Raw genomic sequence first — 22,977 nt, forward strand, 5'->3', positions numbered from 1 at the left:
TAGTGTATAACGTAACATAATAGTTAACAAAAATCAATCATTACCATTTGATAATCAAGTGAATTTAGTATACACTAGGTGGGAAACGAGGGAGAACATATGGATAAAGAGAAGCATTCATCAAATTTAGATATTAGTGTCTTTACTGAAATTTTTTCATATATGAGCCAATTGCTTTTTAAAGACCTAGACTTGGAGGATCTAAAATTAACCAAGTTAGACATGTTAATTTTATTAATTGTGGCAACAAATGAAGGAATTAGTATGACGGAGTTAGCCAACCAAGTAGGAACGTCGAAAGTTCAAGTGAGTCGCTCTATTGCGGGGTTAGAAGAACGAGCGATTGTTCAACGTCGCCATAATCAAGAAAATCGCCGCGTGGTTAATGTTTATACGACAAAAGAAGGCGAGAAGCTCTTTAAGCAAAAAGAAAATCAAGTAAAACAGCAACTATCTGAAACGCTTAGTGTTCTTTCCTTAGAGGATTATCAAGAGGTCAATCAACACTTTTTGGCGGTCATGAAAATTTTGTCTAATTATCAAGCGCTACGAAGAAAAACGTGTAAGGAAAACAACGCCAAAAAATAAAAAACATCGTTTGGCTATAAACCAAACGATGTTTTTTCTAGCCTTTGACAGAGCCAGAAGTCACGCCTTCTACATAGAAACGTTGCATTAATATAAATAAAATAGTAATTGGAATGGCAATTAGCACACATCCTGCTGTAAAAGCCATGAATAGTGAATTGGCTGTTGATTTGGTCATCATCGAAAAGAGACCAATCGCAACGGTGTAATTTTCAACTTTATCACCCATAATAACTTTTGCGAAAATAAAATCCATCCAAGGGCCCATGAAGGCGGTTAAAGAAGTATAGACAATAATTGGTTTCGACAATGGCAACGTAATTTTTGTGAAAATTTGCCACTTGTTGGCACCGTCAATCATAGCCGATTCGTCTAAAGCCATCGGAATGGTATCGAAGAAACCTTTGGCGATGTAAAAACCTAGCGCCGAGCCTGCAGAGTAAACCAGAATTAAAGCGAATAAACTTTCAGTTAAATTTAAGGCTTTTAAAATATAGTAAACGGCAATCATGCTCATAAAACCAGGGAACATATTTAAAACGAGCGCCACTTTTAAAAATGGTTTTCTTAAGCGGAAACGCAACCGTGACAGCGCATAAGCCATTGCGATTGTAATAAAAGTTGATAACAGACAGCTTGCGATGGAGACGAACAAGGTGTTCAAAAACCAACGGACAAAGGGGAAGTTGCCAGTCTGATTTGTTAATAATACTTTATAATTTTCTAAAGTGAATGTTTTGGGAATGATATAGGGAACAAATGCACCGCCTTCGCCACGAAAACTTGTTAAGATAATCCACACAATGGGGAACATCCAAAAAACTGCTAAAATGGTTAGAATGATGTAAACGCTGGTAAGTGCAGTGCGTTGTTTTTTCTGGTAACTTTTTGCTTTAGCCATAAGTTACGCCTCCTTAAATGAATTCGTCCGTGTATAGGCAATTAAACTGAAGACTGCGGAGAGAATGAAGATTAAAATACCAATCACAGAGGCTAAATTGTAATCCATTGTATCGACAGTCAATTTGTATAGCCAGGTAACTAAAAGGTCAGTTGAGCCTGCACCGTAGAAGTTAGAATTGGCTGGCCCACCGCCTGTTAATAGATAAATGACATTGAAGTTATTGATGTTGCCAATAAACTGTTGAATCAGCGCCGGGGTCATCACAAATAGAATTTGTGGAAATGTAATACTTTTAAAAATTTGCCATTTATTGGCACCGTCAATTCTAGCTGCTTCGATTTGATCTTCAGGAAGATTTTGGATAATCCCTGTAGAGATTAACATCGTAGCAGGAATACCAATCCACATATTGACAACAATAATGGTTAATTTTGCCCAATTCGGATCTGTTAAGAAGGGGATAGAAGAATCGATTAAGCCCCAGTTTAACAACAGAGCATTGATAGGTCCGGAACCATTTAAGAGGTTTCGCATAATTAAAAGTGAAACAAACGGAGGTACGGCCATCGTGATAACAAAAATAGTCCGCCAAAACGCTTTATATTTTAAGCCTTTTGTATTAATAAGCAAGGCTAAAATGATTCCAAAAAAGAAACAAGTTGCGGTTGCGAAAACAGCCCAAATCAAGGTCCAGCCAAGTACTGGAAAGAACGTTGAAGCCATATCGCCTGTGATTACATTGCCTAGATTTGCCAATCCAACCCAAGTAAAAAGGTTTTTCGGTGGCAAATGGTTATGGTCGTAGTTGGTAAAGGCAATTGAAATCATATATAACAACGGCAAGATGGTAAAGAAAAGAACGCCTAGTAAGGGGATCGTCATTAAAGTTGCATGAAAACGTTCGTTTAACAAGCTACGTAAATCATCCATAGTTGTTGGAATTTTTTTGCCGGCTGTCTTTAATTCATATAGGTGACGGGCGCTTTTTAAATTGATTACATATAAAATGATTAGCGATAAACAGACTAAAATTGCTGCAATTCCGAATAATAATAAGAGCATTGAATTATCGCCTTCTTTTAGAACTTCAATCCCTAAAGAATCATCATATACTAATCCTTGCTGTTGGGTCCCTAGTGTTCCTAGCATCATTAATGCGTGGAAACCATTACGGATTAACCAATAGATAAAGCCAATTTCAGCTGTTAAAAAGATGATTCCCTTTAACCACTGCTTGTTGGCGAAGTTTGCAGCACCCATAACTAAAAAAGATAGTTTTGTAGCGAAGTCGCCTTTTTTAAAGACCTCTCGAAATGACGTCTGGGCTTTCTTTTTCTTGAACATCTTCGTTCACTCACTTTCTACTTAAATAAAAAAGATAGAGGAAATGGGACAGCAGATTGAAGCTCGTCCCATTTCTTTACTCTTTTTATTCTTTTGCTTCTTTTGATGTGTCTTGGACTAATTTATCTAATTTTGCTTGATAATCCGCAGGTTTGATATTGCCTTTGTACGTATCATTGATCACTGCATCCATCGCAGGCCAGAATGAAACGATTTCTGGGATTTTTGGCATTACCACAGAGTGGGTTGGTTGCGCCATTTCTAAGATAGCTTTTGCAACAGTATCTTGTGTAATTTCTTCGTTTGTTTGTAATTTTTTGTTTGAAGGGACAAAACCGATTTCTTTAAAGTAAGTCATTTGTGCTTTTTCGCTGGTTAAATAGTTTGCTAATGTCATTGCGGCCAATGGTGCTTGTGTTTGTTGGTTGACAGCAAAACTACGAACGCCCAAGAAAGCTTTCATTTGTTTTTCTCCATTGCCAAAATCAATGGTTGGGTAGGCAGCGGCCCCCATTTTGTCGCCAAGAGCTTTTTCTACATCGTTTTTAGACCAAGGGCCAGAAAGGAAGGCATCCGTTTTGCCAGAACCTAGATTAGACAATGCTTCTGTATTTGATTGGATCACACCAGGATTATTTTTTTGATCGGCAATCCATTGTAATACTTCTATACCTTGTTGGTTGTTAAAGTTGGTACCTTTTGGATCTTCGCCATTTTCACCATATAAGTAATCGCCGTTACTCATAAATAGAGGACCGAAGATATAATTTGCGCCATCTTCGCCAAAATTGGTACCGATTTTGCCTTTTTCAGTTAAAGACTTCCAAGTTTTGATTTCCTCTGGAGAATACGTATCTTTGTTATAATAAAGAACTTGTGACTCTACGGCATAAGGGTAGGCATAGACTTTGTCTTTCCAAGTGACTCCTGCTACTGCCGAGTCGATATTGTTTTCTTTGACTTCTTTTTCATATTTTGTGTTAGGGTAAATCAGACCAGCTTCTGCCATTTGACCAATTTGATCATGTGGCATCATGAAAACATCTGCGGCAGCTTTAGGATCTTTTGCAATGTCTTTTTTAGCATCTGCCGAATTTCCAGCAGTTAAGTTAACTTTAATATCGGGGTTTTCTTTTTCAAAATCGGCGACAACTTTTTTAAAGACGCCCATATATTCAGTATCAACCCATAATTTTACGTCACCAGCTGCTTTATTTGCTGAACCGCTTTCATTTTCAGCTTTCGTTTTTTCTGCGCCACCACAGGCAGTAAGTAAAACCGCGGAAGCACTTAAAAGGATACCGCCCATTAAAATCTTTTTCCAATTCGCTTTCATTTTTGAACCCTCCAAAAATTATTTTTTACAAGTCTTATTATGCAACCGATTGCGGAAATAATCAAGTGTTTTTCATCGAGAAAGTTAAAAAAGTTTTTTTGTTATAAATAACATACTGTTTGTTTAAAGTGGTGTATACCACTAATTAAGCGTTTTAAATAAAAAAATAAAAAAGGGTATACAAATGCAATCGTTTGCGCTAAAATGTGTTCGAGTATTAGAAAATACACGAAAAGCGACAATTAAAGGAGAGAATTAAATGAACACTGCTGCAATCTACCATCGTCCAGAAAGTGAATTTGCTTATCTTTATACAGAAGAAACAATGCATATTCGTTTGCGTACGGCAAAAGGCGACATTGCCTCTGTCCAATTAGTGCAAGGAGATCCTTATCTTTTAGGGAAAGAAAAGTGGTACCAACAGTCGTTAACAATGAAGAAGTTAGTATCTACGGAGTTATATGATTACTGGTTTATTGCATTAAGTGCAAAATTTAAACGCCTTTCATATGCTTTTACTTTAGTAGGGACGGATGGCTTGACGGCGTTTTATGGCGAACACGGCATTTATCCTTTAGAAGAAAAGTATTTAGCGATGGCGAATAATTATTTTCGGATGCCGTATTTTCATGAAATCGATCGTTTTAAAGCACCTGAATGGGTAAAAGAAACGGTTTGGTATCAAATATTTCCAGAGCGTTTTGCAAATGGTGATCCCGCCAATGATCCTGAAGGGACGTTGCCGTGGGGATCTAAAAGACCAGATCGACAAGATTTTTTTGGTGGGGATTTGCAAGGGGTGCTAGATCATCTTGATTACATTGAAGATTTAGGTGTTAACGGCTTATATTTTTGCCCGATTTTTGAAGCGTTTTCTAATCACAAATATGATACGATTGATTATTTAAAAATTGACCCAGCTTTTGGTGATGGCGCTACCTTTAAGCGTTTAGTCGAAGAGTGTCATCGACGGGGCATCAAGATTATGTTGGACGCCGTTTTTAACCATATGGGGGACACTTCGCCTCAATGGCAAGATGTGTTAAAAAATGGCCAGGACTCAATTTATGCCGATTGGTTCCACGTAAATGAGTTTCCAGCTAGCTATGAAGAAAGTGCTGATTTTGAAGAAGCAAGCAACATTACCTATGATACTTTTGCATTCACTCCGCATATGCCTAAATTAAATACAGCAAATCCAGAAGTGCAAGCCTATCTTTTAGAAATTGCTCGTTATTGGATTGAGGAATATGATATTGACGCCTGGCGTTTAGATGTGGCAAACGAAGTGGATCATGCGTTCTGGAAAAAATTCCGGCAAACATGTGATGACGCAAAAGAAGATTTTTATATTTTAGGAGAAATTTGGCACTCGTCGCAAAGCTGGCTCCAAGGAGACGAATTTCATGCAGTGATGAATTATGCATACACAGATGCGATTATGGGCTACTTTGTCAAGCAAGAACTGTCCTTGGAAAAGATGCTTTCTGAAATGAACAACCAGTTAATGCTCTATCGACAACAAACGAATCAAATGCAGTTTAATGTTTTAGATTCCCACGATACACCACGCTTATTGCATGAAACGAAAGAGGATAAAGAGTTGATGCGCCAAGTATTAGCGTTTACGTATATTCAACCAGGCGTCCCTTGTCTTTACTATGGTGATGAAATTGGTATGACAGGTGATATGGATCCTGATTGTCGTCGTTGTATGGTTTGGGAGGAAAATCAGCAAGATTTGGATTTGAAGGGATTTGTAAAATCATTGATTGCCCTTCGCAAAAAGTATGCGGCTGTTTTTTCTGGTGGAACAATCGATTGGACAGGCACTTCTTTTGAAACGGGGTTGATTAGACTCGCTTGTCGTTTGGATGAACAAACGATCTATGGGATTTTTAATACTGGCCAAGAGACACAATTTGTTGATAGAACTGATCGAGAAGTTTTGCTAAGTTCTTCTATCGAAACTGCTTCAGAACAGATAATGGTTTTACCAAAAGGTTTTCTTTTATATCAAGCATAATAATTAAGCAAAGGAATGTGAAGAAGAATGGAAAAACATTGGTGGCAAGAAGTCGTGGTTTATCAGATTTATCCTCGCAGTTTTAAGGATAGCAATGGAGATGGCATTGGAGATTTACCAGGAATTATTGAAAAATTGGATTATTTGGAAACGTTAGGCATTGGGGCTATTTGGTTATCACCAGTTTATCAATCACCCAATGATGACAATGGTTATGACATTTCTGATTATGAAGCGATTATGACAGAGTTTGGGACGATGGCGGATATGGATCGTCTAATTGAGGAAGCGAAAAAGCGAAAGATTGAAATTATTATGGACTTAGTGGTTAACCATACGTCAGATGAACATCGTTGGTTTATTGAAGCGAAAAAAAGCAAGGAGAACCCCTACCGAGACTATTATGTATGGGCTGATCCTGCTTCAGATGGCGGTGCGCCTAACCGATTGAAATCTGCCTTTTCGGGTTCGGCGTGGACGTTTGATGAAGCGAGTGGGCAATACTATTTGCATTTGTTTAGTAAAAAACAACCAGATTTAAATTGGGAAAACCAACAAATGCGTCAGTCGGTTTACGAGATGATGAATTTTTGGATTGATAAAGGAATTGGCGGTTTCCGTTTAGATGTAATTGACTTAGTGGGTAAAATTCCAGGAGAAGAGATCACCGCGAATGGGCCTCATTTACATCGTTATTTACAAGAAATGAACGCCGCGACATTTGGCGGCAAAGAGCTGTTAACTGTAGGTGAAACATGGGGGGCCACACCTGAGATTGCAAAAATGTACTCTAGTCCAGAGCGTCATGAATTATCTATGATTTTTCAGTTTGAACATATGAGCTTGGATCAACAACCAGGTAAAGAAAAATGGGACCTTCAGCCAATGGAAGTTGCCAAGTTGAAACAGGTTTTTGCAAAATGGCAAACAGAATTAGGAAATGATGGCTGGAATTCTTTGTTTTGGAATAACCATGATTTACCGAGAATGATTTCACGTTGGGGAAATGATCAGGAACATTGGTTGGAAAGTAGTAAGTTATTCGCTATTTTACTGCACATGATGAAAGGCACACCTTATATTTATCAAGGGGAAGAAATTGGTATGACCAATACGCCGATTACAGATATTCGTGAAGCACGGGATATCGAAACAATTAACATGTACCATGAGTATTTAGAAAAAGGATATTCTAAAGAAGAAATTTTGCTGAAAATTAATACTAAAGGTCGCGACAATGCACGCCGGCCTATGCAGTGGACCACTGAAAAAAATGCGGGCTTTACGACGGGTACACCTTGGATTGATGTTAATCCCAATTATCAAACGATTAACGTCGCTGCTGCTTTGGCAGATAAAAATTCACTATTCTATACGTACCAAGAAATGATTCGTTTGAGAAAAGAACATCCTTTAATTGTTTGGGGCAACTTTGAATTGCTAGAAACAGTGGACGAAGTGATCAGTTTTTATCGTACCTATGGTGAGGAACGCTGGCTTGTTGTAACGAACTTTTCTGACAAAGTTCAGCCATTTTCTGCAGACGTTCATGTAGAACAAGTAATGATTGAAAATATGCCGACAGATGTCACTGCTTTAGCAGATTATTCGTTAGCGCCTTGGCAAGCATTTGTTGTGAAAGTGAGTCAATAAGATGGAACAATGGTGGAAAAATGCTGTCGGTTATCAAATTTATCCTCGGAGTTTTAAAGATAGCAACGGGGATGGCATTGGTGATTTGCAGGGAATTATTGAGAAATTACCGTATTTAAAAGAACTAGGGGTCGATTTTTTATGGTTAAATCCGATTTACACTTCGCCAAACGTTGACAATGGTTATGATATTGCGGATTATCAAGGGATTCAGCCAGAATTTGGTACGATGGAAGATTTTCAAGAACTTTTGGACCAAGCGCATCAATTAGGTTTGAATATTATTCTTGATTTAGTGGTCAATCATACAAGTGATCAACATCCGTGGTTTGTTGAAGCGAAAAAAAGTTTAGATAATCCGTATCGTGAGTATTATTTATGGGCCGATGCGACACCAGATCGTATGCCGAATGAATGGCAAAGCTTTTTTGGTGGCTCGACTTGGACGTATGACGCGGGTACAAAGCAAGCATATTTTCATGTGTTTGCAAAAGAGCAACCTGATTTGAACTGGAAAAATCCTAAAGTTCGTGAAGAGATTTATGCGATGATTCGCTGGTGGTTAGATTTGGGAATTGATGGTTTCCGATTGGATGCGATTAGTCATATCCAAAAAGAACCTTGGGATTTTAAAATTACCACGAATCCGTGGGCTCCATTTATGAATGTAAAAGGCATTGAAGACTATATGCTGGATTTGAAAGCTATTTTTGCTGAGTATGACATCATGACAGTGGGGGAAGCTAGTGGCGTTTCAAGTAAAAAAGCGGTGGAATGGACCAATGATGCGGGCTATCTGAATATGATTTTTGAATTAGAGCACAATGTTCGAGAAGGAAAGCCAGGAGAAGAACGGTTAAATATTTTAGGCTATAAAAAAGTAATGGCTCGCTGGCAAAAGCATTTAGGGACAGAAGGCTGGAATGCATTATATGTAGAAAATCATGATAATCCCAGAATCAATTCAATTTTAGGCAATGAAACCTCTCATTCTGCTAAGGCGATTGGAACAATCGCCTTGCTCTTGCGAGGAACACCGTTTATTTATCAAGGACAGGAAATCGGCATGGTTAATTATCCGTTTCAACAGATTGACGAGTTAGATGCTAAAGATTCTCATAACCATTATCGTTTGCTTATAGAAAGTGGCTACGATGCGAAACAAGCATTGAAAGAAGTGGCGCATTGGACGCGGGACCATTCGCGTACGCCTATGCAGTGGACGAGTCAAGAGGCAAGTTCATTCACCTCGGTGCATCCGTGGTTAGCAATTCATCCCAATTTCAAAGAAATAAATGTGGCTGACCAAGAAACGGATGCTCAATCCGTGTTGAATTATTATAAAAAGTTAATTGCGTTGCGGAAAGACAATCCGGTCTTTACAGATGGACAGTTTGAACTATTAGCGCCCAATCATCCGTCTGTTTTTGCTTTTTTAAGAAAAACAACTGAGGCAACAGCGTTAGTGATTGTCAATTTAAGTGGAGAAAAGTGCCAATTTGACTTGCCGAATAAATTACTGGGCAGAAAGTGGCAACAATTGTTAGGGAATCAAGATTTTACAGTGGAGAAACGAATGCAGTTAGCACCTTATCAGGCAGGGGTCTTCCAATAACTGATTTGTTCTATAACGAGTGTAAGAGGCTTACTTTTAAGTGGGACTCTTGCACTCGTTTTTAGGAACTTCAACAACCGAGAGACTTCATAAATAATTGAATTTTTACAGAAATGCGTTATACTTACTTTGGGTAAGTTATTTAATTTTATGAAAGTAGGGGGAAATGATGCCGAAAACACGTGTAGAAGCATTTACAGATGCAGTCATTGCGATTATTTTAACGTTATTAATTTTAGAATTAAAAATTCCTGAAAAAGCAGATTGGTCTGCTCTGACTCAATCTGGACACAAAATCATTATTTATTTAATTAGTTTTGTTACTTTATTGATTTATTGGAACAATCATCATCATTTATTTCAAAGTGTCCGTAAAATTGATGGACGTGTCCTTTGGATGAATAATTTATTAATTTTGACGTTGACGTTTTTCCCGTTTGTTACTGGTTGGGTAGGTGAACATCCGTTTTCTTGGCCGCCACAAGCTTTGTATGGCTTAGTAGTATTAGGAGCTGATGTTGCTTATTATCTAGTGGTGCGGGCATTGATTCAGGCAAATGGGCCCAAATCCGAAGTACAACGTTTGTTTGGCCACTATCCAAAATTAACGCTTTCGATTGTGTTGAATATTATTGCGTTGATTGTAGGCAAACTAGTAGCGCCAATCGCTGTCCTGATTATTGATACGATTGTTTTAGTCATGTGGTTTATTCCTGAGCGAAAAGCAGAAATAAAGGAAATTTTAAAGTAGTTATTTTTTATTTATAACAAAAAAGTCATAAATCTTTTGACAAGAATGTCAAACTCCTCTATTATAAGAAGTGGATAAAAACTGAATAATTGTTAGGTGAGGCTCCTATTTGGACAAATGCTGCTGCCGCGAAAGGATCGAGAGACCCTTAGTTGGTTGAACAGGAATAATCGTGAAGGTTATTCATAATGTAGCTGATACATGTTATCTACGCCCTATAGTGCTAAAGCTCAACGATAGAGAATCTTATTTAAAGATGGTATTTTGGGACGTACTCTATTGTTGAGTAGGTCCTTTTTTGTGTGTTTGGCAAAAAAGCAATTATTCACTGGAAGTATAAATAAGAAAAAGAAAGGATGACTGTCATGGAAGACCCTGGAAGTGAACAGAGAAACAAAATACAGTCACCAACGAAAGGAGAAGATTTTAGCGCTCTTTTCGGCAGGTGACCACAACCTTGGAGGAAAAGAAAATGATGAACAAAAAAACAATGGATATGAGAAAAGCAACCAAAGATCAAGAATTACGTAAATTGGCGTTGCTTTCTGAACGGGAATTAATGATGGAATTACGGACATCTGAAAAAGGACTCTCGAATGAAGATGCCGAAAAAAGATTAGAGGAATTTGGACCAAACGAAGTTTCTGCACAAAAGCCAACCCCAGCAATTATTTTATTTTTAAGTGCATTCAAAGATCCGTTTGTCTATGTCTTAGCCTTATTGATGGTCGTTTCAACTTTAACGAAAGATTTCGAAGCCGCTATCGTGATGGGCGTGATGATTTTAGCCAGTGTCTTGATTGCTTTTATACAAGAGTATCGTTCTCAAAAAGCGAGTTTGGATTTAAAAGAATTAATTGAAAATACCGCTGCAGTGACACGGGAAGGGATTACGAAAGAAATTCCAATGGACGAAATTGTTCCAGGAGACATTGTAACTTTAGCTACAGGAGACATGATTCCTGCAGATGCCGTGTTGATTTGGACCAAAGATTTATTCGTTAATCAATCGTCGCTAACAGGCGAATCCATGCCTGTCGAAAAATTTGTGGATGCAGGTGTGGATCGTCAACAAACAGAGGTTTCTGCATTAGATATGCAAGACCTAGTGTTTATGGGCACAGATGTCTTGAGTGGACAAGGAAAAGCGATTATTTTAAAAACTGGGCAACATACATTTTTTGGTGATATTGCTAAAAATGCTACAACACAACGAGGAAAAACTAGTTTTGACTTAGGCTTAGCAAAAGTCAGTAAGTTTTTATTACGAATGGTAATGATTTTGTTTCCAATCGTTTTCTTGATTAATGGTTTAACTAAAGGTGCTTGGGGCGAAGCGTTTTTCTTCGCGATTGCCGTTGCAGTTGGTTTGACACCAGAAATGTTGCCAATGATTGTTACGAGTAACTTAGCCAAGGGTGCATTATCCTTATCGAAACATAAAGTCATTGTTAAAGAATTAGCGGCTATCCAAAATTTAGGTGGTATGGATGTGCTCTGTACAGATAAGACTGGAACGATTACCGAAGATCGTGTAGTTTTGGTTCAACATTTGAATCCATTAGGTGATTTGAGTGACGAGGTTCTAAATTTAGCCTACTTAAATTCTTCTTATCAAACAGGTTGGAAAAATTTAATGGATATTGCCGTTATTAATTTTTATGAAGAGCATCAATGGAAAACGCCGTTTAAAAATGTCACTAAAATTGATGAAATTCCTTTTGATTTTTCCAGACGCCGCTTAACGGTTGTCGTGAATGCAGATGATCATCAATTGATGATTACGAAAGGCGCCGTGGAAGAAATGGAAGAAGTGTGCACGCATGCGCAAATTAATGGCGAAATTGTACCATTAAGCAGTGCTGTACGAGAAGAACTACGCCGAGTAAATGTTCAAATGAACAAACAAGGGATGCGTGTGTTAGCGGTAGCTGTAAAAAAAGATGTCCATAAAGAAGCAGTTTATTCAGTTGAAGATGAAAAAGAGATGACATTGATTGGGTTTATGGGGTTTCTTGATCCAGCAAAAGAGTCAGCCGTCAGCGCTATCCGCTCCTTACATGAACATGGTGTCAACGTGAAAGTGCTAACGGGCGATAATGACATTGTCGCCAAAAAAGTCTGTAAAGATGTAGGCATTGAAGTTTCCCATGTGTTATTAGGTTCTCAAATTGAAGCAATGACAGATGAAGAGTTGCGGGCGCAAGTAGAAGAAACTAATTTATTTGCCAAATTAAATCCGATGCAAAAATCTAAAATTATTGAATTGCTACAAGCAAAAGGTCATACGGTTGGTTTTATGGGGGATGGCATTAATGATGCACCGGCATTACGAAAAGCTGATGTGGGCATTTCAGTAGATACTGCAGCTGATATTACTAAAGATGCTAGCTCGATTATTTTACTGGAAAAAAGTTTAAATGTACTGGAATCTGGTGTGATTGAAGGACGAAAAGTATTTAGCAATATGATGAAATATATTAAAATTACCATCAGTTCTAATTTTGGGAATGTCTTTTCAATTTTAGTAGCCAGTGCCTTTTTACCATTTCTACCAATGCTTTCCTTACAACTCTTGATTCAAAATTTGATTTATGATGTAGCTCAGTTGACAATTCCTTGGGATAATGTCGATGAAGAAGAGTTATTAAGCCCTGTTCGGTGGGAAACGAACGGACTAGCGAAATTTACAGTATGTATTGGCCCGGTAAGTAGTATTTTCGATATTCTAACGTATCTTGTCATGTGGTTTGTGTTTAGCGCCAATAGTTTGGCAACTCAACATTTATTCCAAACAGGTTGGTTTATGGTGGGACTTGTTAGTCAAACGTTAGTTGTTCATATGGTCCGGACGCGGAAAATACCATTCATTCAAAGTCGTGCGTCAATGCCTGTGATGTTAAGTAGTTTAGGCGCAATTTTACTCGGTTTCCTGATTGTAGCAACGCCTATAAGAGAGGTTTTTGACTTTGTGAAACTTCCGGCTAACTACTGGCCATGGTTCTTTGGAATCATCATTGCGTACATGTTAACTGTTGAAGTAGCTAAACGTTTATATATTAAAATTACTAAGGAATGGATTTAGTAAAATCTACTGAAAGAGAAAAGAAATTGCTAAGCTGTATTACTCGTTTTGCGAAAATTTGGTGATTTTAAGCAATGAATGTTCGTGATAAAACCTAAGGCAAAGTATTTGGCAAAAAAACGAGCCAAAAAAAATAAAAATTAACGAAAAAAACTTTGTTCTCTAAAAAATAAAAAACCGCATGCTGAGTAGGTTACTCGGCTGACGGTTTTTATTTTTTGGTTTTTTCAAGATAATTTTCATGAAAACGCAAAGTTCGGAAATCAGATTACTAGCCAGCTCGGGGATGAGGGGGCTCGAATTAATAGAACTGTTATATAATATTTTCAAAATAGAATATAACAGTTAGGAGAAAAATAGTACAGAAGAAGTGTGGAACAGAAACCGTTTTCTTGTTTGTGAAAATTATCACTAAACCGCAAAAACATGCGGTTTTGCTCTTTTGTGAAAAAATGAAGAAATTAGAGTTTTTTTCTTGCGCTTTTTCGAATTTAGTGATAATTTGTTAAGTGTAGTCGATAAAAAGTAATACAGTTTCGCACTCTGTTTTACTTTTATCGAAATTAAAGAAACGTAATAGAGAGGATTGTGTGACAAAATGGCAAAGGCTAAGAAACAAAAACCTATTGACTTTAAAGAGCTAATGGCTAAAGTCGACGCTGATTTCCCAACTTTCCAAATCTTGGATCAAGATGGAAAAATTGTGAATGAAGATTTAGTACCTGATTTATCGGATGAGGAATTAGTTGAATTAATGACACGCATGGTTTGGTCTCGTGTGTTAGACCAACGTTCTACTGCATTAAACCGTCAAGGACGCTTAGGATTCTTCGCGCCAACAGCTGGACAAGAAGCAAGCCAATTGGCAAGCCAATTTGCAATGGAAAAAGAAGACTACTTACTACCAGGTTACCGTGATGTACCTCAATTAGTACAACATGGTTTACCATTAAGAGAAGCTTTCTTATGGTCTCGTGGTCACGTAGCAGGGAACTACTACGCGGAAGATTTAAATGCATTACCACCACAAATTATCATTGGTGCTCAATACATCCAAGCAGCTGGTGTTGCTTTAGGATTAAAAAAACGTGGAAAAGAAAATGTTGTCTTCACTTATACTGGTGACGGCGGTTCTTCACAAGGGGACTTCTATGAAGCAATTAACTTTGCTGGTGCTTACCAAGCAAACGGTGTCTTCATTATCCAAAACAATGGTTTTGCGATTTCTACACCTCGTGAAAAACAAACAGCGGCTAAAACTTTAGCTCAAAAAGCTGTTGCAGCAGGAATTCCTGGTATTCAAGTTGATGGTATGGATCCATTAGCAGTTTACGCAATTGCAAAAGAAGCACGTGATTGGTCAGCTGCAGGAAACGGTCCAGTTTTAATTGAAACATTAACCTATCGTTATGGTCCACATACTTTATCTGGAGACGATCCAACACGTTACCGTTCAAAAGAAATGGATGACGAATGGGTACAAAAAGATCCATTGACTCGTTTCCGTAAATATCTAACAGATAAAGGCTTATGGTCTGAAGCAAAAGAAGAAGAAATTATTGAAAAAACAAAAGAAGAAATCAAAGTAGCGATTGCAGAAGCGGATAAAGCGCCAAAACAAAAAGTTTCTGATTTCTTGAAAAATATGTTTGAAGTTCAACCTCAAACAATTAAAGAACAAATTGCATTTTATGAAGCGAAGGAGTCGAAATAAAAATGGCACAAAAAACTATGATCCAAGCAATTACAGATGCCTTAGCTCTTGAATTAGAGAAAGACGAAAATGTCTTAATCTTCGGTGAAGACGTTGGTAACAACGGTGGGGTTTTCCGTGCAACTGAAGGTTTACAAGAAAAATTTGGTGAAGACCGCGTCTTCGATACACCTTTAGCTGAATCTGGTATCGGTGGATTGGCTTTCGGTCTTGCCTTGCAAGGTTACCGTCCTGTTCCTGAAATCCAATTCTTTGGTTTCGTTTTTGAAGTATTTGACGAAATCGTTGGTCAAATGGCTCGTACGCGTTACCGTATGGGTGGAACTCGTAATATGCCAATTACTGTTCGTGCCCCATTTGGTGGTGGTGTTCATACACCAGAACTTCACTCAGATAACTTAGAAGGATTAATCGCACAATCACCAGGTGTTCGTGTTGTTATTCCATCAAACCCTTACGATGCAAAAGGACTATTAATTTCATCTATTCGTAGCAACGATCCAGTTGTTTACTTAGAGCACATGAAATTATACCGTTCATTCCGTGAGGAAGTGCCAGACGAAGCTTATGAAGTGCCTTTAGATAAAGCGGCTGTAACTCGTGAAGGAACAGACGTATCAATCATCACTTACGGCGCTATGGTTCGTGAAGCGATTAAAGCAGCTGATAGCTTAGCGAAAGACAATATTTCAGCAGAAATCATTGACTTACGTACAGTGGCTCCTTTAGATGTGGAAACAATTATTAACTCTGTTGAAAAAACTGGCCGTGTGGTTGTCGTTCAAGAAGCACAAAAACAAGCTGGCGTTGGCGCTATGGTTGTTTCTGAAATTTCTGAACGTGCCGTATTATCATTAGAAGCACCAATCGGACGTGTATCTGCTCCAGATACAATCTTCCCATTCGGACAAGCAGAAAATATCTGGTTACCAAATGCGAAAGATATCGAAGCAAAAGCTAGAGAAATCGTCGAATTTTAATAGTTATTCGAAGTAGATAAACGAAGAATTAAACAGGTGGAATACGGCTATAGGCATGAAATGTTCAGCTACTATAGTCGTTTCCCCGCGTTTTGCTCCTAAGAAAATAGACAGATCCAACGAAGAAGGGAAGACTTAAAAAATGGCTTATCAGTTTAAATTACCGGATATCGGTGAAGGGATTGCCGAAGGCGAAATCGTTAAATGGTTTGTAAAACCTGGCGATACAATCAACGAAGACGATACGTTATTAGAAGTACAAAATGACAAATCAGTGGAAGAAATTCCATCACCAGTAACAGGTACTGTAAAAAATATCGTTGTACCAGAAGGAACAGTTGCAAACGTTGGTGACGTGTTAATCGAAATCGACGCACCTGGTCACGAAGATAACGATGCAGCACCAGCAGCTCCTGCACAAGAACAAACACCAGCACAACCTGCTGCTGTACCAACAACCGAAGCAGCTGGCGGATTTTTCCAATTCAAATTACCAGACATCGGTGAAGGAATTGCCGAAGGAGAAATCGTTAAATGGTTCGTTAAAGCGGGCGACACAATTAATGAAGATGATTCATTATTAGAAGTACAAAATGACAAATCAGTAGAAGAAATTCCATCACCAGTAACAGGTACTGTAAAAAATATCGTTGTACCAGAAGGAACAGTTGCCAATGTGGGTGACGTGTTAGTTGAAATTGACGCACCTGGTCATAATTCTTCAGCAGCACCGGCAGCCGCAGCACCAGCTACTGACGCTCCTAAAGCGGAAGCATCAGCTCCAGCCGCTTCAACAGGCGTAGTTGCAGCCGCTGATCCAAACAAACGCGTTTTAGCAATGCCATCTGTTCGTCAGTATGCGCGTGAAAAAGACGTTGATATTACACAAGTAACTGCAACTGGTAAAGGTGGCCGTGTCATTAAAGCGGATATTGATGCCTTTGTTTCTGGTGGCTCTCAAGCAGCACCAGCTACTGAAGCTGCCGCAACAGAAGCAGCACCTAAAGCGGAAGCAGCTGCACCTAAAGCAGCGCCAAAAGCCTTTACTTCTGATTTAGGCGAAATGGAAACACGTGAAAAAATGACACCAACACGTAAAGCAATTGCTAAAGCAATGGTTAACAGCAAACACACTGCTCCTCACGTAACATTACATGATGAAGTAGAAGTTTCTAAATTATGGGATCACCGTAAGAAATTTAAAGATGTTGCTGCTGCAAATGGTACAAAATTAACATTCTTACCATACGTTGTAAAAGCATTGACTTCAACTGTTCAAAAATTCCCAATCTTGAATGCATCAATCGATGACGCAGCACAAGAAATTGTTTACAAAAATTACTTTAACATTGGTATTGCTACTGATACAGATCATGGCTTATATGTACCAAATGTTAAAAATGCTAATACGAAGAGCATGTTTGCTATCGCTGATGAAATCAACGAAAAAGCAGCATTGGCTATCGAAGGCAAATTAACTGCACAAGATATGCGTGATGGTACAATCACAATTAGTAACATTGGTTCAGTCGGTGGCGGCTGGTTTACACCAGTAATCAACTACCCTGAAGTTGCTATTTTAGGCGTTGGTACAATTGCACAAGAACCAGTTGTTAATGCAGACGGCGAAATCGTTGTGGGACGCATGATGAAATTATCATTAAGCTTTGACCACCGTATCGTTGACGGCGCAACTGCTCAAAAAGCAATGAACAACATTAAACGCTTATTAGCTGATCCAGAATTACTATTAATGGAAGGATGATTAACAAATGGTAGTAGGAGATTTCGCCATTGAACTAGATACAGTCGTAATCGGAGCTGGTCCTGGAGGATACGTTGCCGCAATTCGTGCCGCAGAAATGGGTCAAAAAGTTGCGATTATCGAACGTGAATACATCGGAGGCGTTTGTTTAAACGTTGGATGTATTCCTTCAAAAGCTTTAATTGCTGCTGGACATCATTACCAAGAAGCACAAGATTCTTCAACTTTTGGTGTAACAGCTAAAGGAGTCGAATTAGACTTTGCAAAAACACAAGACTGGAAAGATAACACAGTTGTTAAATCATTAACAGGCGGCGTTGGTATGTTATTGAAAAAACACAAAGTAGAAATTATTGAAGGCGAAGCATTCTTCGTTGACGAAAATACATTGCGTGTTATTCACCCAGACTCAGCACAAACTTACTCATTCAATAATGCTATTGTAGCAACAGGTTCTCGTCCAATTGAAATCCCAGGATTCAAATTTGGCGGACGCGTGTTAGATTCTACAGGCGGTTTAAACTTAAAAGAAGTTCCTAAAAAATTCGTTATTATCGGTGGCGGTGTCATCGGTGCTGAATTAGGTGGCGCTTATGCTAACTTAGGTTCAGAAGTAACAATTTTAGAAGGTAGCCCATCAATTTTACCAACTTATGAAAAAGATATGGTTAAAGTTGTCACTGACGACTTCAAGAAGAAAAACGTAACAATCGTGACTTCAGCAATGGCTAAAGAAGCTGTTGACAATGGCGATAGCGTCACTGTTAAATATGAAGTTAACGGAAAAGAAGAAAGTGTTGAAGCAGATTACGTAATGGTCACTGTTGGACGTCGTCCAAACACAGACGACTTAGGCTTAGAACAAGCGGGCGTTGAAATTGGCGAACGTGGTTTAATCCCAGTTGACAACCAAGGACGTACTAACGTGAAAAACATCTTCGCAATCGGCGACATCGTACCAGGTGCTGCGTTAGCGCATAAAGCAAGCTACGAAGCAAAAATTGCTGCTGAAGCAATTTCTGGTAAGAAAGTTGCAGTTGATTACAAAGCAATGCCAGCTGTTGCCTTTACTGATCCAGAATTGGCAAGCGTTGGTATGACTGTTGCAGAAGCAAAAGAAGCGGGAATCGAAGCAAAAGGCTACAAATTCCCATTTGCTGGTAACGGCCGTGCAATCTCTTTAGATAAAACTGAAGGATTCATGCGTTTAGTTACAACTGTAGAAGACAATGTCATCATCGGTGCACAAATTGCCGGTGTCGGTGCAAGTGACATGATTTCTGAATTAGCTTTAGCTATTGAATCTGGCATGAATGCAGAAGACATTGCTTTAACAATCCACCCACACCCATCATTGGGCGAAATTACTATGGATACAGCTGAATTGGCTTTAGGTTTACCAATTCATATTTAATAGTATCACTTTGTCGCACGACAGATATAATGCGCCTTTTGCACTTGTTGCATTAGCCACAGCAAGAGCAAAGGTGTAAAAAAACAACGACTTCTCGGAGTCGTTGTTTTTTTATGCTCTGTTCTTTCTTTTACGGTATTTAAGAGGTGTTTCACCCGTTTCTTGTTTAAAGATACGGACAAAATAGCTATCTTCAACAAACCCTAAATCTTCACTGATTTGGGCGATCGTTTTATCTGTCTCCAAAAGAAGCTGTTTAGCCCATGTGATTTTTAATTGTCGATAAAATTGACTAAAGGGAATACCAAACTCCTCTTTTAATAAACGACTTAAATACGTCGGTGTCAAATGAACAAGGTCTGCCAGTTCTTGTAAATTTAAACGCAGCGATTTGTTTTCCCAAAGGGCATCTAAAACCGGTTGTAATTGCTTATTTTTAGTTTGATAGGCACTTGAAGGAGTTAATTGAGCAGTTAATAAAGTTTGTTGAATATCTTTTTGGATCATATTCAATGGCTCCAGCTCTTCTTTTCGCGAACTAATCTGTAAGGATTGTTTGTACGTATTGATTAAATAATCTTTTTTGATGGCTTCAGAAATAATATATTGGCTTAGATCAGCGATTAATGTCGCGCTCTTTTCTAAGTCTGCTAGTTCTAAAACAGGGTATTGTTGATACAGCTCTTGGTGTGTTACTAAAAATTCTTGAATGAAGGCATCATTCATGGTTAAAACCTGTTCTAACTCTTCTTGGTGATCTTCGAGCAAAACTTCACCAGCCATAATGGCTCCTACATACTGGTCATCAACAATAATGGGGATGGCCATATCAACGATGTTAAAGTGACAACGGTAGATAAAAGGCTGACCAGTGCGAACAGCTTCCAAGCCACCACGAGCATCACATTTTTCACAAAGTTTCGAGAGCTCAGGGGAGTGACGTACCAGTTGGCAAAAGGGTTGAACTTGACTATGTTTCGTCACAGGACGACCTTTATAATCGACTAAAATAATGGCTAAACGAGTGCTTAAGGCCAATGATTCTTGCAATTTTTCCCACTTTTCTAAATCTAAAATATTTTTTAATTCTACAGTCATAAGGCAATCCTTCAATCTAAAGTTTAAAAATCATAATATTTTATTATTTCACAAAATAATTCTATCATTTTTTGCAAGAAAACGATACCAAAAGTTCAATGCTTTTTGAATGAAAGCGTTCTATACTATGTATGTAAACAAAATATAGGAGGCTATCAACATGAGAAAAGCATTGATTTTACCAACGAAATATGTTCAAGGGGAAGATGAATTACTAAACTTAGGTTACTTCGTTTCAACTTTTGGAAAAAAAGCGTTACTAATTGCAAATCCTGCTGACGTTGATCGTGTACGTCCACAATTGGAAGAAACAGCGAAAAAGTTTGACATTACCTTCGTAGAGGGTGGCTTTAGTGGAGAAGTAACGCGTGAAGAAACAAAGCGCTTGCAAAACGTTGGACAAAAAGAACAAGCAGACTGTATCATTGGTTTAGGTGGCGGTAAAGCAATCGATGCTTCAAAAGTCGTAGCAGAAGGTGAAAACTTAATTATTGTACCAACGATTGCGGCTCAAGATGCACCAACTTCGCATTCAGCTGTACTATATCATGAAGATGGCTCATTTGATGATTATGCTTACTTTAAACAAAGTCCAAGCGTCGTGATGGTTGATACAAAAGTGGTTGCCAAAGCGCCAACTAGATTTTTAGTTGCTGGAATGGGGGATGCCTTATCCACATATTTTGAAGCACGCGCAACACACAATTCATATTCTCGGGTTAATGCTAGTTTGCCAATGGGTTCAAGAGAAGGCTTAACGCCCGCTGCTAGCGGCACATATGCAGCTTTGGCCATGGCGAAACTTTGCTGGGAAAACCTCCAGGAAGATGGGTTAAAAGCGAAATTAGCTTGTGATGCAAATGTGGTTACTGAATCATTGAATAAGATTATCGAAACAAATATCTTACTTTCAGGCTTAGGTTTTGAAAGTGGCGGTTTAGCTGCAGCGCATGCGATTCATAACGGTATGACAGTCTTACCTGGTGCGCACAGTTATTTACATGGTGAAAAAGTAGCCTTTGCAACGATTGCACAACTTGTATTAGAAGATGCAGCAAAAGACGAATTAGAAGCTGTTTTAGACTTTAGCGCTTCTGTAGGTTTACCATTAACGCTTTCAGACATTGGTGTCGATGAAATCACTTATGAAGAAGCGTTGGAAGTAGCCAAAATTGCTTGCATTCCAGAAGAATCAATTCATTCAATGCCATTTCCAATTGTCGTTGAAGAAGTAGCGAATGCAATCATTGTTGCAGATAAAGTCGGACAAGAATATAAAACAAGACATAAATTAGATTAAGGAAGTGTCCACATGAAAGCAGATATTTTACTCGTTTCACATAGCAAAATGATTACAGATGGTATTAAAGAGATGATTGAACAGATGAACGCCAGTGAAGAAATTACAATTCATTCACTTGGTGGTACATCAGATGGTTCATTAGGTTCAGATCCAATGAAAATCATTGACACGATTAACGAAGCGGACTCTGACCGAGAATTTTTAATTTTTGCCGATTTAGGCAGTGCCGTTTTAAGTTCAGAATTAGCTTTTGATATGCTAGAAGAAGACCAACAGAAACATTATCATTTAGTCGATGCACCATTGGTTGAAGGTGCCTTTGCGGCAGCAATTACTGCAGGTGTCTCAGATGATTTGACGCAAATTTTAGCAGAAGCTCAAAATGCTGGTAAGAAAGGGTGGAACTAAATGAAAAAAATTATTAATGAACCTGGTAAAATTGTCGAAGAAATGCTCCAAGGAATTGTGAAAAGCTATGGAAACCTTGTTCATCAAGTCGAAGATTCTCGCGTGATTGCTCGCAACGACTCAAACAAACAAGTTGGGTTAGTATCTGGTGGCGGAAGTGGTCATGAGCCTGCACATGCTGGGTTTGTTGGTGATGGAATGTTAAATGCCGCAGTTTTAGGTGATGTCTTTACTTCACCAACACCAGATCAAATTTTAACAGGGATCCAAGCGGCAGACCAAGGGGCCGGTGTTCTGTTAATCGTAAAAAATTATACAGGCGATATTTTGAACTTTGAAATGGCCAAAGATATGGCTGATATGGAAGACATTCATGTAGAAATGGTCGTTGTCGATGACGATATTGCTGTTGAAGATAGCACCTATACCGCTGGAAAACGCGGCGTTGCCGGGACTGTTCTTGTCCATAAAATTTTAGGACACCATGCCCGCCAAGGTGCTTCTTTAGAAGAGCTCGTTTCTTTAGGAGAAAAGATTGTAGCAGCCACGAAAACAATTGGAGTGGCTTTAAAAGCAGCCACTGTGCCTGAAGTTGGCAAACCAGGTTTTACTTTACCAGAAGATGAAATTGAATTTGGCGTAGGGATTCACGGAGAACCAGGCTATCGTCGTGAAAAAATCCAACCATCGAAAGAGTTAGCGAAAGAATTAGTTGAAAAAACATTAAGTAGCTATGAGCAACAACCACAAACAGTGGGGGTACTTGTCAATGGCATGGGCGGCACGCCATTAATGGAACAATTTGTATTTATGAACGACGTGCTAACATTATTAGAAGATAAAGGTGTTCAAGTGACCTTCCATAAAGTGGGTAACTATATGACGTCTATTGACATGCAAGGATTATCTTTAACGATGATTGACTTGGCGACAAAAGACTGGCAAACAGCGCTAGAAAGCAATGTAACAACAATTTCTTGGTAAGGGTGATAA

Annotated in this window: 17 protein-coding genes and 1 riboswitch; of the genes, 13 read left to right on the forward strand and 4 right to left on the reverse strand. The window is 38.6% G+C overall.

Annotated elements, in window-relative coordinates:
* The first annotated feature begins 78 nt into the window (after positions 1–78).
* Complete coding sequence (locus tag IGJ37_RS05600) at positions 79–588, forward strand: MarR family winged helix-turn-helix transcriptional regulator (RefSeq protein ID WP_002365578.1); 510 nt, start codon at positions 79–81, stop codon at positions 586–588.
* Between the two features lie 37 nt (positions 589–625).
* Here IGJ37_RS05600 and IGJ37_RS05605 read toward each other — a convergent pair whose 3' ends face one another.
* From IGJ37_RS05605 to IGJ37_RS05615, 3 genes are all read right to left on the reverse strand, one after another.
* Entirely contained in the window at positions 626–1,489 is an 864-nt protein-coding gene (locus tag IGJ37_RS05605) for a sugar ABC transporter permease (protein ID WP_002360454.1), read from the reverse strand.
* Positions 1,490–1,492: 3 nt separating this feature from the next.
* Positions 1,493–2,836, reverse strand: a complete 1,344-nt coding sequence (locus IGJ37_RS05610) for a carbohydrate ABC transporter permease (protein WP_002357775.1) — start codon at positions 2,834–2,836, stop codon at positions 1,493–1,495.
* A gap of 85 nt (positions 2,837–2,921) precedes the next feature.
* The gene (locus IGJ37_RS05615) at positions 2,922–4,172 is read right to left on the reverse strand and encodes an extracellular solute-binding protein (protein ID WP_002382263.1); all 1,251 of its coding nucleotides are present in this window, start codon (positions 4,170–4,172) and stop codon (positions 2,922–2,924) included.
* Positions 4,173–4,431: 259 nt separating this feature from the next.
* On the opposite strand from IGJ37_RS05615, the gene IGJ37_RS05620 reads away from it, so the two are divergent.
* The 9 genes from IGJ37_RS05620 to lpdA all read left to right on the forward strand — a co-directional run bounded on the left by IGJ37_RS05620 (position 4,432) and on the right by lpdA (position 19,175).
* Complete coding sequence (locus IGJ37_RS05620; protein ID WP_047649367.1) at positions 4,432–6,198, forward strand: glycoside hydrolase family 13 protein; 1,767 nt, start codon at positions 4,432–4,434, stop codon at positions 6,196–6,198.
* Between the two features lie 27 nt (positions 6,199–6,225).
* Entirely contained in the window at positions 6,226–7,851 is a 1,626-nt protein-coding gene (locus tag IGJ37_RS05625) for a glycoside hydrolase family 13 protein (protein ID WP_048941662.1), read from the forward strand.
* A 1-nt stretch (position 7,852) separates the two neighbouring features.
* Positions 7,853–9,466: a glycoside hydrolase family 13 protein gene (locus IGJ37_RS05630; RefSeq protein WP_430598986.1), complete on the forward strand. Its 1,614-nt coding sequence runs from the start codon at positions 7,853–7,855 to the stop codon at positions 9,464–9,466.
* Between the two features lie 169 nt (positions 9,467–9,635).
* On the forward strand, positions 9,636–10,217 hold the full coding sequence (locus IGJ37_RS05635; RefSeq protein WP_002392546.1) for a TMEM175 family protein: 582 nt from the start codon (positions 9,636–9,638) through the stop codon (positions 10,215–10,217).
* 81 nt (positions 10,218–10,298) lie between these two features.
* Positions 10,299–10,466, forward strand: a riboswitch (M-box (ykoK) riboswitch).
* 223 nt (positions 10,467–10,689) lie between these two features.
* Positions 10,690–13,302, forward strand: coding sequence for a magnesium-translocating P-type ATPase (gene mgtA / locus IGJ37_RS05640; protein ID WP_002413922.1), 2,613 nt, complete (start codon positions 10,690–10,692; stop codon positions 13,300–13,302).
* A gap of 598 nt (positions 13,303–13,900) precedes the next feature.
* Positions 13,901–15,016, forward strand: coding sequence for a pyruvate dehydrogenase (acetyl-transferring) E1 component subunit alpha (pdhA, locus tag IGJ37_RS05645; protein ID WP_002357768.1), 1,116 nt, complete (start codon positions 13,901–13,903; stop codon positions 15,014–15,016).
* Between the two features lie 2 nt (positions 15,017–15,018).
* Positions 15,019–15,996, forward strand: coding sequence for an alpha-ketoacid dehydrogenase subunit beta (locus IGJ37_RS05650; RefSeq protein WP_002357767.1), 978 nt, complete (start codon positions 15,019–15,021; stop codon positions 15,994–15,996).
* Between the two features lie 142 nt (positions 15,997–16,138).
* A complete protein-coding gene (locus tag IGJ37_RS05655) occupies positions 16,139–17,761 on the forward strand; it encodes a dihydrolipoyllysine-residue acetyltransferase (RefSeq protein WP_430598987.1) in 1,623 nt (540 codons plus the stop codon).
* A 7-nt stretch (positions 17,762–17,768) separates the two neighbouring features.
* Positions 17,769–19,175, forward strand: a complete 1,407-nt coding sequence (gene lpdA, locus IGJ37_RS05660) for a dihydrolipoyl dehydrogenase (RefSeq protein ID WP_002357765.1) — start codon at positions 17,769–17,771, stop codon at positions 19,173–19,175.
* Positions 19,176–19,286: 111 nt separating this feature from the next.
* Here lpdA and IGJ37_RS05665 read toward each other — a convergent pair whose 3' ends face one another.
* Complete coding sequence (locus IGJ37_RS05665; protein WP_002382271.1) at positions 19,287–20,273, reverse strand: PocR ligand-binding domain-containing protein; 987 nt, start codon at positions 20,271–20,273, stop codon at positions 19,287–19,289.
* A gap of 160 nt (positions 20,274–20,433) precedes the next feature.
* On the opposite strand from IGJ37_RS05665, the gene IGJ37_RS05670 reads away from it, so the two are divergent.
* From IGJ37_RS05670 to dhaK, 3 genes are read left to right on the forward strand one after another with little or no spacing between them, the layout of a single operon-like run.
* A complete protein-coding gene (locus tag IGJ37_RS05670; protein ID WP_002363858.1) occupies positions 20,434–21,573 on the forward strand; it encodes a glycerol dehydrogenase in 1,140 nt (379 codons plus the stop codon).
* A 12-nt stretch (positions 21,574–21,585) separates the two neighbouring features.
* The gene (gene dhaM, locus IGJ37_RS05675) at positions 21,586–21,984 is read left to right on the forward strand and encodes a dihydroxyacetone kinase phosphoryl donor subunit DhaM (RefSeq protein ID WP_002357762.1); all 399 of its coding nucleotides are present in this window, start codon (positions 21,586–21,588) and stop codon (positions 21,982–21,984) included.
* The gene (dhaK, locus tag IGJ37_RS05680; protein WP_002357760.1) at positions 21,985–22,968 is read left to right on the forward strand and encodes a dihydroxyacetone kinase subunit DhaK; all 984 of its coding nucleotides are present in this window, start codon (positions 21,985–21,987) and stop codon (positions 22,966–22,968) included.
* The last annotated feature ends 9 nt before the right edge of the window (positions 22,969–22,977 follow it).

It is taken from the genome of Enterococcus sp. AZ104, assembly GCF_050546705.1.
Taxonomy (GTDB): Bacteria; Bacillota; Bacilli; order Lactobacillales; family Enterococcaceae; genus Enterococcus; species Enterococcus faecalis.

Excerpts from the sequence above, each read along its gene's own strand:
- IGJ37_RS05610 (WP_002357775.1), bottom strand. The coding sequence starts at position 2,836 with ATGTTCAAGAAAAAGAAAGCCCAGACGTCATTTCGAGAGGTCTTTAAA.
- mgtA (WP_002413922.1), top strand. The coding sequence starts at position 10,690 with ATGATGAACAAAAAAACAATGGATATGAGAAAAGCAACCAAAGATCAA.
- IGJ37_RS05615 (WP_002382263.1), bottom strand. The coding sequence starts at position 4,172 with ATGAAAGCGAATTGGAAAAAGATTTTAATGGGCGGTATCCTTTTAAGT.
- IGJ37_RS05665 (WP_002382271.1), bottom strand. The coding sequence starts at position 20,273 with ATGACTGTAGAATTAAAAAATATTTTAGATTTAGAAAAGTGGGAAAAA.
- IGJ37_RS05650 (WP_002357767.1), top strand. The coding sequence starts at position 15,019 with ATGGCACAAAAAACTATGATCCAAGCAATTACAGATGCCTTAGCTCTT.
- dhaM (WP_002357762.1), top strand. The coding sequence starts at position 21,586 with ATGAAAGCAGATATTTTACTCGTTTCACATAGCAAAATGATTACAGAT.
- dhaK (WP_002357760.1), top strand. The coding sequence starts at position 21,985 with ATGAAAAAAATTATTAATGAACCTGGTAAAATTGTCGAAGAAATGCTC.
- IGJ37_RS05625 (WP_048941662.1), top strand. The coding sequence starts at position 6,226 with ATGGAAAAACATTGGTGGCAAGAAGTCGTGGTTTATCAGATTTATCCT.
- IGJ37_RS05670 (WP_002363858.1), top strand. The coding sequence starts at position 20,434 with ATGAGAAAAGCATTGATTTTACCAACGAAATATGTTCAAGGGGAAGAT.
- pdhA (WP_002357768.1), top strand. The coding sequence starts at position 13,901 with ATGGCAAAGGCTAAGAAACAAAAACCTATTGACTTTAAAGAGCTAATG.
- IGJ37_RS05620 (WP_047649367.1), top strand. The coding sequence starts at position 4,432 with ATGAACACTGCTGCAATCTACCATCGTCCAGAAAGTGAATTTGCTTAT.
- IGJ37_RS05630 (WP_430598986.1), top strand. The coding sequence starts at position 7,853 with ATGGAACAATGGTGGAAAAATGCTGTCGGTTATCAAATTTATCCTCGG.
- IGJ37_RS05635 (WP_002392546.1), top strand. The coding sequence starts at position 9,636 with ATGCCGAAAACACGTGTAGAAGCATTTACAGATGCAGTCATTGCGATT.
- IGJ37_RS05605 (WP_002360454.1), bottom strand. The coding sequence starts at position 1,489 with ATGGCTAAAGCAAAAAGTTACCAGAAAAAACAACGCACTGCACTTACC.
- lpdA (WP_002357765.1), top strand. The coding sequence starts at position 17,769 with ATGGTAGTAGGAGATTTCGCCATTGAACTAGATACAGTCGTAATCGGA.
- IGJ37_RS05655 (WP_430598987.1), top strand. The coding sequence starts at position 16,139 with ATGGCTTATCAGTTTAAATTACCGGATATCGGTGAAGGGATTGCCGAA.